Annotated in this window: 17 protein-coding genes and 1 pseudogene; 6 read left to right on the forward strand and 12 right to left on the reverse strand. The window is 58.0% G+C overall.

Annotated features, from left to right (window positions below):
• Positions 1-2: 2 nt before the first annotated feature.
• Positions 3-821, reverse strand: coding sequence for an ABC transporter ATP-binding protein (locus tag AB8B33_RS36090; protein ID WP_439019163.1), 819 nt, complete (start codon positions 819-821; stop codon positions 3-5).
• Positions 822-883: 62 nt separating this feature from the next.
• On the reverse strand, positions 884-1,888 hold the full coding sequence (locus tag AB8B33_RS36095; RefSeq protein WP_439019164.1) for an ABC transporter substrate-binding protein: 1,005 nt from the start codon (positions 1,886-1,888) through the stop codon (positions 884-886).
• Between the two features lie 147 nt (positions 1,889-2,035).
• On the opposite strand from AB8B33_RS36095, the gene AB8B33_RS36100 reads away from it, so the two are divergent.
• The gene (locus AB8B33_RS36100; protein ID WP_310384280.1) at positions 2,036-2,728 is read left to right on the forward strand and encodes a GntR family transcriptional regulator; all 693 of its coding nucleotides are present in this window, start codon (positions 2,036-2,038) and stop codon (positions 2,726-2,728) included.
• A 127-nt stretch (positions 2,729-2,855) separates the two neighbouring features.
• Here AB8B33_RS36100 and AB8B33_RS36105 read toward each other — a convergent pair whose 3' ends face one another.
• The 5 genes from AB8B33_RS36105 to AB8B33_RS36125 form a co-directional block, all read right to left on the reverse strand.
• Positions 2,856-3,083 (reverse strand): CopG family transcriptional regulator, encoded by a 228-nt coding sequence (locus AB8B33_RS36105; RefSeq protein WP_439019322.1) that lies wholly within the window; start codon positions 3,081-3,083, stop codon positions 2,856-2,858.
• Positions 3,084-3,327: 244 nt separating this feature from the next.
• Positions 3,328-3,534, reverse strand: coding sequence for a helix-turn-helix domain-containing protein (locus AB8B33_RS36110; RefSeq protein ID WP_439019165.1), 207 nt, complete (start codon positions 3,532-3,534; stop codon positions 3,328-3,330).
• 44 nt (positions 3,535-3,578) lie between these two features.
• The gene (locus AB8B33_RS36115) at positions 3,579-4,151 is read right to left on the reverse strand and encodes a CGNR zinc finger domain-containing protein (RefSeq protein WP_439019166.1); all 573 of its coding nucleotides are present in this window, start codon (positions 4,149-4,151) and stop codon (positions 3,579-3,581) included.
• A 56-nt stretch (positions 4,152-4,207) separates the two neighbouring features.
• On the reverse strand, positions 4,208-4,534 hold the full coding sequence (locus AB8B33_RS36120; RefSeq protein ID WP_439019167.1) for a hypothetical protein: 327 nt from the start codon (positions 4,532-4,534) through the stop codon (positions 4,208-4,210).
• Between the two features lie 40 nt (positions 4,535-4,574).
• A complete protein-coding gene (locus AB8B33_RS36125; protein WP_310384286.1) occupies positions 4,575-5,453 on the reverse strand; it encodes an alpha/beta fold hydrolase in 879 nt (292 codons plus the stop codon).
• 361 nt (positions 5,454-5,814) lie between these two features.
• On the opposite strand from AB8B33_RS36125, the gene AB8B33_RS36130 reads away from it, so the two are divergent.
• Positions 5,815-6,153, forward strand: coding sequence for a GNAT family N-acetyltransferase (locus AB8B33_RS36130; RefSeq protein WP_439019168.1), 339 nt, complete (start codon positions 5,815-5,817; stop codon positions 6,151-6,153).
• A 357-nt stretch (positions 6,154-6,510) separates the two neighbouring features.
• On the opposite strand, the gene AB8B33_RS36135 is transcribed toward AB8B33_RS36130, so the two are convergent.
• Entirely contained in the window at positions 6,511-7,305 is a 795-nt protein-coding gene (locus AB8B33_RS36135) for an agmatinase (RefSeq protein ID WP_439019169.1), read from the reverse strand.
• 1,429 nt (positions 7,306-8,734) lie between these two features.
• Here AB8B33_RS36135 and AB8B33_RS36140 point away from each other — a divergent pair.
• Complete coding sequence (locus AB8B33_RS36140; RefSeq protein WP_310384291.1) at positions 8,735-8,926, forward strand: hypothetical protein; 192 nt, start codon at positions 8,735-8,737, stop codon at positions 8,924-8,926.
• Positions 8,927-9,359: 433 nt separating this feature from the next.
• Here the strand turns inward: AB8B33_RS36140 and AB8B33_RS36145 are convergent, their stop codons facing one another.
• Together AB8B33_RS36145 and AB8B33_RS36150 are read right to left on the reverse strand one after the other, a co-directional pair.
• Positions 9,360-9,623 (reverse strand): DUF982 domain-containing protein, encoded by a 264-nt coding sequence (locus tag AB8B33_RS36145; protein ID WP_310384293.1) that lies wholly within the window; start codon positions 9,621-9,623, stop codon positions 9,360-9,362.
• Between the two features lie 102 nt (positions 9,624-9,725).
• Positions 9,726-9,887: a hypothetical protein gene (locus AB8B33_RS36150; RefSeq protein WP_310384296.1), complete on the reverse strand. Its 162-nt coding sequence runs from the start codon at positions 9,885-9,887 to the stop codon at positions 9,726-9,728.
• Positions 9,888-10,084: 197 nt separating this feature from the next.
• Here AB8B33_RS36150 and AB8B33_RS36155 point away from each other — a divergent pair, with 197 nt between their 5' ends.
• Positions 10,085-10,252 carry a hypothetical protein gene (locus AB8B33_RS36155; RefSeq protein WP_310384298.1) on the forward strand — a complete coding sequence of 56 codons (168 nt, stop codon included), beginning with the start codon at positions 10,085-10,087 and terminating at the stop codon, positions 10,250-10,252.
• A 495-nt stretch (positions 10,253-10,747) separates the two neighbouring features.
• Here AB8B33_RS36155 and AB8B33_RS36160 read toward each other — a convergent pair whose 3' ends face one another.
• Both AB8B33_RS36160 and AB8B33_RS36165 read right to left on the reverse strand, forming a co-directional pair.
• A complete protein-coding gene (locus tag AB8B33_RS36160) occupies positions 10,748-10,984 on the reverse strand; it encodes a DUF6894 family protein (protein WP_310384300.1) in 237 nt (78 codons plus the stop codon).
• Positions 10,985-11,665: 681 nt separating this feature from the next.
• Complete coding sequence (locus tag AB8B33_RS36165; RefSeq protein ID WP_439019170.1) at positions 11,666-11,989, reverse strand: I78 family peptidase inhibitor; 324 nt, start codon at positions 11,987-11,989, stop codon at positions 11,666-11,668.
• 572 nt (positions 11,990-12,561) lie between these two features.
• Between AB8B33_RS36165 and AB8B33_RS36170 the strand changes: the two genes are divergently transcribed.
• The gene (locus AB8B33_RS36170; RefSeq protein ID WP_310384303.1) at positions 12,562-12,714 is read left to right on the forward strand and encodes a hypothetical protein; all 153 of its coding nucleotides are present in this window, start codon (positions 12,562-12,564) and stop codon (positions 12,712-12,714) included.
• A gap of 27 nt (positions 12,715-12,741) precedes the next feature.
• Positions 12,742-12,974: pseudogene (gene rpsU, locus AB8B33_RS36175) on the forward strand (30S ribosomal protein S21).
• The last annotated feature ends 15 nt before the right edge of the window (positions 12,975-12,989 follow it).

Raw genomic sequence — 12,989 nt, forward strand, 5'->3', positions numbered from 1 at the left:
CTCTATTCCTTGTGACCGGGCTCGTTCGAGAACAGCAGGTTATGGATGTCGCGCTCGAGGGCTGCAGCGCTGCCGTCCTCGTGGCTGATCTTGTCGACATCGACGACCTCTGCCTTCACCCGGCCGGGATGCGGCGAGAGTAGCAGGATTCGGTTGGAAATCTTGATCGCCTCGGCGATCGAGTGGGTAACGAAGATGACCGTGAACTTGGTGTCTTCCCAGAGCTGCAGCAGTTCGTCCTGCATCTGCCGGCGGGTCAACGCGTCAAGGGCGGCGAACGGTTCGTCCATCAGCAGGATGTCCGGCTGCATGGCCATGCCGCGGGCAATCGCCACGCGCTGTTTCATGCCGCCCGACAGCGTGTGCGGATAGCTGTTGATAGCGCGGGTGAGCTTGACCTTGTCGATATACTGGCGGGCCAGCGCCTCGGCTTCGGCCTTCGGCAGCTTGCGGGCGACCAGAAGCGGGAACATGACGTTTTCCAGCACCGTCTTCCACGGCATCAACTGGTCGAATTCCTGGAACACCATCATGCGATCCGGCCCGGGACACTTCACCTGACGGCCGTTGATGTGGATCGTGCCTGCAGATGGCGTCATGTAACCGCCGACGGCCTTGAGCAGCGTGGACTTGCCGCAGCCGGAAGGGCCGAGCAGCACGAAACGGTCGGATTCGCGGACATTGAAACTGACGTCTTCGGTGGCGGTGATGAGAAGGTTGGGTGTCTTGTAGCGCAGTGTCACGTGGTCAACGGACAGAAGCGGTGCCTTGTCGGCAGCCGGCGCAATGCGCTCGGCGGCGGCAATATTTGCCTGCATCATGGGTTCACTCCCTAAGAGGAGCAGCGGCGAGCGTGTCCGCCGCTGCTGGTGTCGCGACGGGCTCAGTTGCCGTTGAGATAGGCGCTGTCGGGCAGGTAATAGTCCGTCCAGGCCTTTGGCATGGTCTTCAGCGTGCCGATCTTGTTGAGATGTGCGGCAAACTTCATCGTTCCCTGCGGGTCGGTGCGCCATTCGTCCATGCCGGGTTCCTTCAGCATGGCGAGAAGATCGTCGAGGCTGGTCTTGTCGCCGGAGACGGACTTATAGGCTTCAAGGGCTGCCTTCGGATCCTTCTTGATGAAGGCGACGGCCTCTTCGGTTGCCGTTCGCAGTGCCTTGACCAGTTTCGGATTGGCTTCTGCGAAGGCCGTGGTGGTGAAGAAGGTGGCTTGGGTCAGGGCACCGCCAAGGATTTCGCGGGAATCCGTGACCTTGTGGACACCTTGCTGTTTCAGCTCGACATACTGGAACGGTGGTGCGGAGAAGTGGTTCTTCACTTCATGCTTGGAGTTGGCGATGGCTGCCACTGCATCCGGATGGCCGAGCTGCACGGTGTTGGAATCGAATTTCTTGACCTGATCGTCGCCATACGTCTTGGCGGCCGCCATCTGCAACAGAATCGCCTGGGTGGAAACGCCGACGGTCGGCACGGCGATCTTGTCGCCCTCGCCAATGTCCTTCAGCGATTTGATGCGCGGGTCGTTGGAAACCATGATCACCGGCTGAGCCGAGCTGGTGATGATGCCCTTCACCTTGCCGCGGGTGCGATCCCACAGAAGCAGAAGGTTGCCGGTGCCGGTGTTGACGACATCGACATTGCCGGCAAGCAGGGCGTCGGTCTGGGCGCCACCGCCGCTGAAGGTCCGCCATTCGACGGTGACGCCCTCGACGCCTTCCTTGGCAGCCTGCTTCTCGATGAGTTTCTGCGTCTCCATCACATGGCTGGCAAGATAGAGAATGCCGGGCTGCCGGGTGATGGAGATATTGGTCTTGTCCTGCGCCTGGCTCGGACAGGCCAAGCCGAGAGCCATAACAATTGCGGTCACGCCGCTGATCAACAGTCGCATGGTTTTCCTCCCAAGGTGCGAGCCCTCCCGGCCCGGGTTTCGCCTAGTGTGAAAAGCGAATAATGTATTGAAGCACTAAAACATCAGTGCATCAACCCCGCTTTTATGTTTTAGTACTGCGCTAGCGAGCAAGTGGATGGAAATGGCATGGGTAGTGTGATGAGGGGCAGCCAACTGGACCGTTCGCGGCAGGTGGCGCTACAGGTGCATGAAATTCTGCGGGAGCGGATTCTCAAGGTGGAATTGGTGCCGGGCACGATTTTGTCGCGGGCATCGTTGCAGTTGGAGTTCGGGGTCAGCCAGACGCCGGTACGTGACGCCCTGATGCGGCTGCAGGAAGAGGGGATCGTCGATGTCTATCCGCAATATGCGACGGTTGTGGCGAAGATCGATATCGACCATGCCAGGCAAGCGCAGTTCCTGCGGTTATCGATCGAACTCGAAGCGGTGCGAAGGTTAACGGAGGCTGCGCCCGCCGAGACCGCAGCCGAGCTTGGAGAAATTCTTGCCAGGCAGAAAGCGGTGGCAACGCCCGAAACCTACGACACATTTGACGGCATCGACCGCGAGTTTCACAGAAAACTCTATGAAAGGAGCGGCATCCTGCAGCTCTGGGCAAATGTTCGACGCCAGAGTGTTCACCTCGATCGACTGCGTCGCCTAAACCTGCCAATGCCTGGAAAAATGCAGATGGTGATCGCGGATCACGAGGCGATTGTTGAGGCCGTGGCGTCCGGCAAGCCGGAGAGTGCTGCGGCGGCGTTAAAGAAGCACCTTTCGGGTACCCTTTCTATCATCGACGTTATCAGTGCAGAATTCCCTGATTACATTCGACCATGACCGGAATTAGGCTTACCTGTCCCGCCGGAACCAGTTTTACCCGTTACCATCACTAATTGCATGGTGAAGTTCACATGGGCTCTGACAATCCAAACACCCCTGGCGCGATTGACGTCGAGCAGGAAAGTCACGGCAGTTCGTCACGCATGGAGTTCACGATTTCGAGCGTCACTGGCGGCGTATCCGGCCGAGTTGAGAGCAGTGGAATGAAATTGCGCTCGCCGCTGCTGGGCGGTCGACGCAGAGAACGTCTCGCCAGCTCAGAAATGACCTCGCCGACGCTCCGGTGCTGCTGGGTGGCCATCGCTTTTGCGGCGATCAGAACATCGTCGTCGATTGCCAAGGTCGTTCTCATATCCGCCTCATCACGCATCATATAAAACAAGTGGTCGTCCTTCTCAATGTGGGTACCAAGGACGCTCCCATTGCGCCAATCTGTTCGCCGGCGAAAACGGTTGAAATCACATTCTCAAATGTGCGCAAACCACGGGTCTCCGGTTCGAACTGCTCAAGGCGGCGGAGCTTGGACGCAACGAAACAGCCTCTGCAACCTTGGTTCAAAGATGGCACGCTAAGGTCAACAGCACCGCCCGGCAACCTCAATCGCGCCTATGACCGGACTGATGGCCAGTCCCCGAATTTGCGAAAGAATGCGCGGAGAAGGCCGCCGCGCTGCCAAAGCCGACTTGACGCGCCGCTGACTTCACCTTCCCTCCTTTGGCGAGCTTCCGTCGAGCAAGAGTCAAACGCCATCCCGTCAAATAAGCCTGCGGCGTTGTACCGACCAAATCGCGAAACAGTGCCATGAAATGGCTTCGTGACAGCCCCGGTGCGGAGTCCCGCTATCTGCTCATGGAAGTTGTTTCGGGTTAACGCGCCCCTTTCTGTACGCCATCTTTTTGGCGCGATTGCCGCAGGTGCCCATGTCGCACCAGCGCCTTGAGCCGTTCTTCGTGCGATCGATGAAAAGCCAGTGACAATCATCCGGTGGACACTGCTTCAGTCGAGAGAGTTCGTCGCCACGAAGCAGGTCGAGGGCTGACCATGCGAAGGTGCCCGTCACACGATAGATTCCCTCAAAATGCAATGTGTACGGGGATCCGGAAAGCGAAGCATGGCGCAGGGCCACCGCGGCAATATCGCGAATGACGTCCAAATCCGTGCGCAGCGGATCGAGGCCGCTCGCGATCGCCGAACCCGCCGCATAGACCGCCTTGCGAAGCGCAAGGACTTGCTCGAGCAGTGTCCTTTGCTCCGGCGGCGATGCGACGAACTCGTCGCCTATCAGGCCGACTTCTTTGGACCACGCCAAGACGTCATCGAAGGTCGCCAAATGGTCGACTTCCCAGGCCGTGGTGCGCCAACTGATGGTGTTGGCGAGATCAAGCGCGAGATTGCCTGAAATGCGGTGGGGCAGGGACATCGCGTAGCTTTCATTTGTTTCCTTAATCGGCGCCGTCGCCCTGGAACGAGGCGAGTTCAACGCAGGCTCTGATTGTCAATCAGGATGCGATGGAGCTCGATGCGCTCCGGCAGCTCGATTAAGAACTCTGCGTCGCGATCGAGATGATGAACCTTGATCGGATCGCCCTTCGTGAAGGCGGTCATCGCCTCAATGTCCGGCCAATCGGAGATAGTCGTGAACCACGTCACCTCGTCCCGGTCCTCTCGAAAGAGCTGGACGCCTAAGGCAACCTCCTGAAGCGGAGCGATGCCCTCGGCTCGCAAATAGGGCTCGTAGCTGTCGGCGACGTCGCAGCGAGTACGGCCGCGCCAGATACCTGCAATTGTGGGCTTTGTGACCATGTATGTCTCCTCTAGTTCGAGATTTCGCTTAGAGGCGCGGTCATCGGAGCGCCCGAGAGAGGAACTCGCGGACGAGCGGTAGCGCCTGTTCGAAGTGCGTTTCCAGCAGCCAATGGCCGGCATCGTTGAGAATGTGGAACTCGGCGTCCGGGAGATCGCGCTGGTAGGCTCGCGCCGACGCCTCCGGCATGTAGCCGTCCTGTGGGCCCCACACCACCAGCGTCGGCGGGCGGTGCTCGCGCAGATAGGCTTGATAGCGCGGGAACCAGTCGAGGTTCTGCTCCAGCTTTTCCATCAGGCCGACTGACACCATTTTGCGTGTTGGGGTGTCCATGAGCGGCCAATGCAGTTTCCAAAGGTCAGGGGGGACTCGGCTTGCCACCTCCTCCGAGACTTCACCGACGAACTCCTTACGAAATCCGTCCTCGCTTACGGCCGCGTCGAGAGGGCGGTGCTTCTCGGGCGACCTGTCGGCCCACCACGCTTTGATCGTCTCGTATTTAGGGCCGAGCACGTCTTCGTAGATGTCGCCGTTCTGAATTATCAGCGCGGCGATCCGCTCCGGCTGGGCGATGGCATGCCGGAGACCGATCTGCGAGCCGTAGTCGTGGAGCCAGAGCGCGTAGCGCTCCAGGCGGAGCGCCTCAGCGACATCGCCGAGCACCTCGGCGTAAGCGTCGAAGTCATAGCCGAACTCGGCGGGGTCAGGCGTGTCGCTGTAGCCAAAACCCGGCCAGTCGAAGGCTACGGTGCGCCACTGATCGGCGAGCGCCGGCATCAACCTCCGGAACTGATAGGAAGAGCACGGGTATCCGTGCGGCAGGAGCAGGACGGGAGCGCTCCTCGGTCCCGCTTCCCGGAGGAACAGCGTATGCCTGCCAATGGCGGCCCGACGATGAGTTATTTCGCGTCTTGTCATGCTTTTCTCTCCTAACAGCTTCTCCCGTCTATTGGAACCGTCATAATGCATTTAGACGGTTCTTGTTCCATTCTCCTGGATGCGCTAATGGTTAGCTGTCTGTCGCGGTTCCCCTAGCCAAACGCGAAGCAGCCATGCGGGCTGCTGCCAAATTCAAAGCCGTTGCGACCGGTAAAACAATGAAAAAGAGCCGAATGACATCATTGATGATCGAGCGTCCCCGTTTTCTCTTGCGGGATTTCACAGATGCGGATCGAGCCGCGTTTCTGGGTTACCAGATGGATCCGCGCTATCTCGCGCTCTATGACTTTGAAGCTTCAGACGTTCAGCGGCCTAATGATCTCTTCGATTTATTCAGCGAATGGAGCAAAGCTACGCCACGCACAATTTCCAGATCGGTATCTTCGACGGACGAACGGGAGAGCCGTGCGGCTGCGCGGGGCTTCGTATGTCGAGAGACGACGCGCCAGTTCTCGGAGTCGAACTCGCTCCCGCAAAATGGGACCATTTCGCGCTCGCGCTCGATGTGGCCGCAGCGCTGGTCGGATACGGCTTCAGCCGACTGCGGCTTTCTACGATCGTCGGGAATACCTCAAGCGGCAACAAGCGCGGGGAGAAGCTTGCTCGGTGGTTCGACGCTAAGATCATCGCCGAACGCGATGGCCCCGAGGGATGCGCACCCGCGGCTTTCGAGAAGTAGACTGGGCGATTGATCGCGCCGCATCGGAGGCGTCGCCTAAGAATAGGCGTCCACAAAAACCGCACGTGGTGTCGTCGCGGACGCACTGACCGCAGAAACCGGCCGAGCCGGACCAAATTTGACGAAGTAAGCACTAACTGCGTTCTATCGTCTGGTGTCCTATTGCAAACAAGGTAACCGACCGCACGTTCGATCAATTTTGCGTCCCTTTGATGCATCTTGGATAGCGTTTGTTGCTTCCAAACTTGATGAGTGCAGAGCGATTAGCTTTCCTATTCGACGCCCTTTCACCCGCCTCTGTAACTAAACATATCAATTTGTATAAGGCTTCCCGAATAGCGCTCGTGTCGGGTTTGTCTAAGAACTCTGCTGCTTCGCGTTTATGAAGATTCTGCCAATCGTGTTGAGCAGCAGCTGGGCTGCCAAGATGGCCGTCGAGCCTGTATGGTCGTAATCCGGCGCCACTTCGACGAGATCGACGCCGATGATCGTGCCACGTTTGGCAAGCCCGGCGATCAGTTCCAGGACCTCATAGTAGATGAAGCCGCCATGGCTCGGGGTCCCAGTGCCCGGCGCGATCGACGGATCGAAGCCGTCGATATCGATCGTCAGGTAATAGCGTTTCCCAGCCTGAACACGCTCCAGAACGGCATCGACACCAAGCTTGCGGATCTGGCGGACCGAGAGGATATCTGAGCCCTGCGCCCGGGCATAATCATAACCTTCCTTGGCGGTAGAGGAGACATTGCGGATGCCGAGTTGGGTCATGCCGGTGACCCAGGGTTTTTCCGAGGCGCGGCGCAGCGGACTGCCATGGCCGAAGCGAACGCCGTGGCGCTCGTCAACGAAGTCGAGATGCGCATCAAACTGCACGACATGGATCGGCTCCTGCTCGCTGAAGGCGTTGATGCAGGGAATGTTGACCGAATGGTCGCCGCCGAACACGACCGGAAGCGCGCCGGCGGCCAGGATCTTTCGCACGCCATATTCGATATTGGCATGGCTCTTCATCGTGTCGGTATGGACGATATCGGCGTCGCCGAGATCGACGATGCGTAGGCCTTCCAGGTAGGTGTCATAGGCGCCGGCGTGGCCGAAGGCGAAAAGTGTCGACGCCTCGCGAATGCCTCGTCTGGCTGTCGGAACCGACATCAAAGCCGACCCGACGCCGTCGCGCGGAGAAAATCGCTGATAGCAACAGGCATGAAGTACGCCCCACGGCCATGTTCATCAATGGAGACCGATGGCCGGCTGAACTATCAGGCACCCAGACCGTGCTGGTGTCCGATGGCCCGATGATCATGCCAGACTGCCGATGATCGCGGCCCCGGCAATGAGGATGACGAATCGGAAACGCAGTGCCGGAGGGTTTATCTTCATCGTGGATCATTGCCGGAAAACGCCTGACTAAGCCTCGACAATATAAACAATCGTCAGCGCAGCGGATGGCCGTTGTCGCGTGCCGGTTATCACCTTCCGAAGGGCGTTCCCGCTGATACACTGAGGGAACAGGGAAAAAATCTGATGTTGCCAGCGCCCATTCAGACCTCAGGGCGCCAGCAGGACGAAATTTGCGGATAGAATCGGACCAAAGTCCGATGCTAGAAAGGCCGCCCTTAGCGCCCTCTCATCATTTGCCTCGCAAAGAGGCGACAGGCTATAAATTGTTGTGGGAAACGATCGAGCGAAAAAAGCCCCGCGTAGGGCGGGGCTAGGAGAGCGGACTGGAAAAATGGAGAAGCGCGCGACATGCGTACATCCCCACGGCTTCGTGAACGCAAAGTTCAAGGAAAGGTTCCCAGAAAAATAAAGAGGTCGCTGCGATCGAAAAAAAGCCCGCCGAAACGGGCCAGTTTTGGGGGGCTAAACAGGGATCGCGCGACGCCTGATGGGCAGGTTGACTGGAGATCTCGCCGCACGATCCTTGCGCTCAACTTTGGGAGACCTGTAAAGTTCCGATGATGGAGCTAATTTTTGTCAGTCGCCTGGTTCGTCCTATCATTGCCTGATTGGGACCAAGTGCGAAGACCGTGGTGCCGCATGACGGTGGACCTCAGGGAACTGAGAGATCAACTTCGCGACCTCAGGTGTACTTATCCCGTCCCTGGTGATGGCCCTGCCGCCGATAAGGTTGCCACGCTGTTAGAGCAGGCTATTGTAGGCAAAGGCGCCATTGAGCACGATTGATACGCTCAAGGGCACGGCCGTAAATTTGCTTAGTCGATCGCAGCTTCTCAACTAACTGCCCGCGTCAGAGTGCCGGCCCAGCAGAGCAAAAATTGCGATGGGTGGAGAAGGACCCTGAGTTAGGACGAAGGGACCCTTCTCCGACTGATGGTGCAGCATCAGCGAGGCCGACATATAAGCGGTGGATGTCAATGAAATGACAACCAGATGCTATCCCGCCACCGCCCCATCATCGTCTGATGGGTTTTTGTCGTGATATAGATTGCCAATAAGTCCAGCGTGGGATGATGATGGCCTCTACGGCGAAGGCGCGCTTCACGGACTGAGTGCGGACTTCAGAGCATCCATATGCTTGAAGGGCTCACCGTCCGGTGCGATATCCAGCGAAACGGTGATGCAGGAGACGGTGAAGGCAAGGCCGATCACGCCCGAACACCTCGATGATTTCCGCGTCGCTCAGATGGGATTTCGCCTCCCGCACCAACGCACCATCGGCCTCTGCCGGCAGTCCAGCGGCATCGACGAGGGCCAGAATGCTGAGCTGGCGCGGCGAAAAATGTGCGGGGGCATGGCCCGGTTTTTGTAATTCCTGCATTTGCTCGCTTGTCAGCCCGGATTTTACTGCGCCATCGTGGTGGTTGTGCAGAATATAGCCGGTGCGGTGCTTGTGGACCATGCGGATGAAGATCAGCTCGCGATTCTAGGGGAAGCGCCGAGCGCGTCATCTGTACGATGCCTAGCCTGACAAATGCTTCGGCCCAAGGCGGCGCATTGAAGATGGCGCGCAGCAGATTGGCGGTCTGCGGAGCACCCAGGATTTCGGTGTAGACCGAGTCTTCCACGTAGTCGATTCTTGCCATGGCGGGTCCTTCCGCGGCAGTCGGAGAGCACGTCTAAGAGATAAGAGGCGAACGGGCTCAGCGATACTCAACAACTCGTGACAGTGGCCGATCGGTATTTGCAACTGGGCCCGCCGGTCGGGTCCGGCTCGGCCAGCGCCTCGATGCGGGTGGAGATTTTCAATGGATGACGGCGACCGCGGCCACACCAGCTTCGTTAGCTGCCCGGAGAATAGCGCTTCTCAGCTCCCTGCTACTGGTTTTTCCCGTCATCACGTCGAGACACGCTTTCACCGCGGTTAGAAATTCCTCGCCATCATCTGATGGCCACTCCTTGATCAAAGCGTTGGCAGCCTCAAGAGCGGTTCGAACTATCAGCCGGCGGCTTGGATCCTCGAAGATGAGGATGACTTGATCAAATTCGGTCGACATGTCGATTTTCATAACGCAGTAACTCCACAAAACGCCTGGCCACCCGTATCGCGCGAGAACCTAAACGTGAGGGTGCAGACTGTCGTGTGAAAACCGCGTGACATGTGCCCGCGGTCACAGCGTCGCGCTCTTGGCCTGATCCAGGATCACGTCGATGAAATCGTCGCTGTCCAACACCGTCGAAACGACGCCGTTCTCGTGGATGAAAATGACAAGCCAATGCGTGCTGTCGAGCTGTACTGCGATATGGGCCCAATTCTTGGACGTTGCCGTCATGCTGGGCGGCTTGGCTTATATCCCGATCCGGGAGGCGACCAACGACTTGAAGCAGTCTGTCAGCATCCTCGCTGACAAGATGGTCACTCGGAAGGAACCGGAAGGAGCACTCAGCGCAGCGCAGAAGACCGCGCCAGGCCGATTCTGGCGTCAAGGAACTACGTGACGCCCAGGTGCCGCGGGAGGAACTGGACCGAGTGTTCGGCAACTATGACCAGCGCTTCATCGACCAGCAGCGCCAGATCGATGAAGTCAAGACGGCTCAGGGCTCGGTTTACGACGCTCGGGATATCTTGCTCGACTTGAGAGAACCAATCGATCGAATGGAGCGCCAGCGGCTGTCTGCGGCGCAAAATGGCGGCTAGCTCACCAGCCACCCGCCGGATAAAGCGCTACTACCGCTTGTTGGGGGTCAGGCTCTATAGGAGGTGCTCCTCCAATTCATGCAGACGCTTATATAGTGAGCGACAACTATTCCGTGATTACCGCTATCGGTCTGGTATTTCTCTCTGGACCTCAAGGCATCGCCATAGGTCTCGATTAGTTCGGTTAAATGATTTGCCGTCGGCCCATAAGGGGCGATTTCTGGATGCCTATCCAGCAAAGCTTTCAGGCCGAATGAAAACTGTCGGACCTGGCTTCGTGCACTCGCCTACCAAATAGGCTGCATTTATTGCTGATCCTCGCAGGTCGAAACTGAATACGAGGTGAAGCCAAGCGAGGGTGCCGGTCCCGCATTTCTGCCTAACGCCTCGGGGTGCACGGTTCGCTACGGGGGCAGAAAGTAAGGGCCGGCAGTAAATATGACGAAACATCGGCCGCCAGGACAAGTAAGTAATTAGGATACTATCCGATCTGCGCTAGTCGAACTTCAACACAGATTTGAAAGGGACCTCGCGAAGAACGCGACCATCTTCAGAAGTGATGACGAAGGACTGGCCGTCGACGACCTCACCAGACCGCAGCCTTTCCGCTAGAATTTCCCTCGCTCCGAGAATAGCTTCCTCTTCCGCCTTCTCAATTGTAGGGAGATCAATCCCCTCTGGATCTTCTTCGAAGTTTTCGCCATTTCGAACATGGAAATAAAAAACCGGCATGTTCAGTCCCTCAAAGCGTACCGAGTTGCTGTAACGGAAAAAAGGGCGAGAAGTTCCCGGCGAGGTGGACCGCGCAACGAACCGCAGGGCTTTGAAGGGATCACCACGGAAAGGGTTCGCCGCACGATCCGCGCGTCAAACGGGGTTGTGGACGGAAAGTTCCATCCGTTTGCCGTTTTTGTTTTCGCGCAATGTTGTTCAGCAAAAGGTTCGGGCCGCCCGCGGACGATCGCTGGATTGGCTCGCCAGTTACAAACATCAGAAGCTCGCTGCCTGACGGAATGCGGTAGGCTGCAATCTCCCACCGGTTTTCGTGATCGACAAGCGCCAGCGTACGACCTGCTTGTTTGGCAGGCGGATCTCGTCAAAAACGTCTTTGGGACGATGTTGCGATCAAGGTTGAGGGCCGCGCGGAGTTCCGAGAGTGTGCGGCAAGGAGGTCGCGGCGCGGCCCACTTGCCTTGCAACGTGTTCTTATTATGTTCTCGTTGTTTCGGGAGTCAATAGTCGGAGGTTGCAGTCTCGGATGATTCGGGGAACTTAACTCTTCGTCGCGAGTTGCACGCGCGGACCGTGCAGCCGGGGGATTGAAGCCTTGACCCCACTAAAGTCGGATGTGCGGTCCACCCATGTTCATCACCATCGAGGACGAAATCGCACCGGCCAACCTTGTTGTCTGGCCTACCCGCAGGTTGCCCCCACCACGCGGCCGGAGGTCGGATCGGTCTCGAGGGTCACCCTATTATCTCGGAAATCATGGGTGACGGGCTGACCGGGTGCAATTTGGCGTACGACGGTTGCCCCAGTTTGTTGCCCGGCTTCCTTGTCGGTCGGCTTTGGTTGCCCGACCAGCGCGCGTGCAGCTACGGGATCGCACCGACCACGGGGAATTTCAGAGCCTGCGGAGCAAGCCACCAAAGCCGGAATGGTGCTGAGGAAAACAAGAATAGGCGTAATACGAAGAGTAGATCTCATGACTTTTGCCTCTTTCGTTCGACGACACATGCGCTCTGTGAATTGCGGTCAGCTTCTTTGTGCGGCGCAGTATTTCAAAATTTAACGCAGATATAAGCCACCTGAACGACGGGGGCCGGCGATTCGAGTCCTTTCAAGGCGATCTTGCGGCGGGTTGTGATTGACCTTTAGCAAGGGAAGGCGCTGGCAATGCGCTCTCAGTTCCGGGCATGGGCAAGATCTCGCAGTGGTGGCAGACCAAATAGACGCGCGTACTCGCGGCTGAACTGGTTGGGCATTACCCCACGCTGAACGCAATGGACGACGCGTTGCCCTGTCCGGCAATCAGTAGCAATGGGGCATGCCGAAGGCGGACGCGTTTTCGCGTATTGCAAATGGGCTCAACGCCGTGGCCGCCTTTAGTGACGGTGCACGGATGCCCACTCCGGGGGATTGTAATATTCTTTGCGAGTACCCATGTCTTGGACTCGCCAGACAACCCTTTGGGATTCGTCCGTCGTCTTTTTAGCCGACGGCAAGCTGGCGCCCTCCGACTGTTTCGTGACGGGCCAATCCAACAAGTACTGATGATGCCTGCCGATTGGCAGGCAAAAGGAAACTCATTGAACAAGATAAACATCGCTGCCGCGCCTGCGGCCGCGAAGCCGCGGGATCGCGATGAGACCGTCGTTCGACCGACCGGAAAGTGGAAACCATATCCCTGCCTCCTCACACGCCGCGAACTGCAGGAAATTATCGCCGAACAGCTCGGCTGATTACGATGCTCACAAGAGAAGAAGACAATGCAAGTGCTCGTCAGAGACAACAATGTCGGGCCCTCAGGGTTCTGAAGAAGAAGATGCAGCGCGAAGGACTTTTTCGCGAAATGAAGGAAGGGCGCGCTTACGAAAAGCCGTCCGAACGCCGCGTTCGGGAAAAGGCGCAGGCGATCAGCCGCCATCGCAAAGCCGCACACATGAAGCTGCAGCGTGAAGGGCTGATCGCCGCGCCGACGCGGAAGGCCTCCGCTCGGTAGTGCCCTATCGCGCCC

The sequence above is a fragment of the Rhizobium sp. 768_B6_N1_8 genome, assembly GCF_051811225.1.
Classification (GTDB): Bacteria; Pseudomonadota; Alphaproteobacteria; order Rhizobiales; family Rhizobiaceae; genus Rhizobium.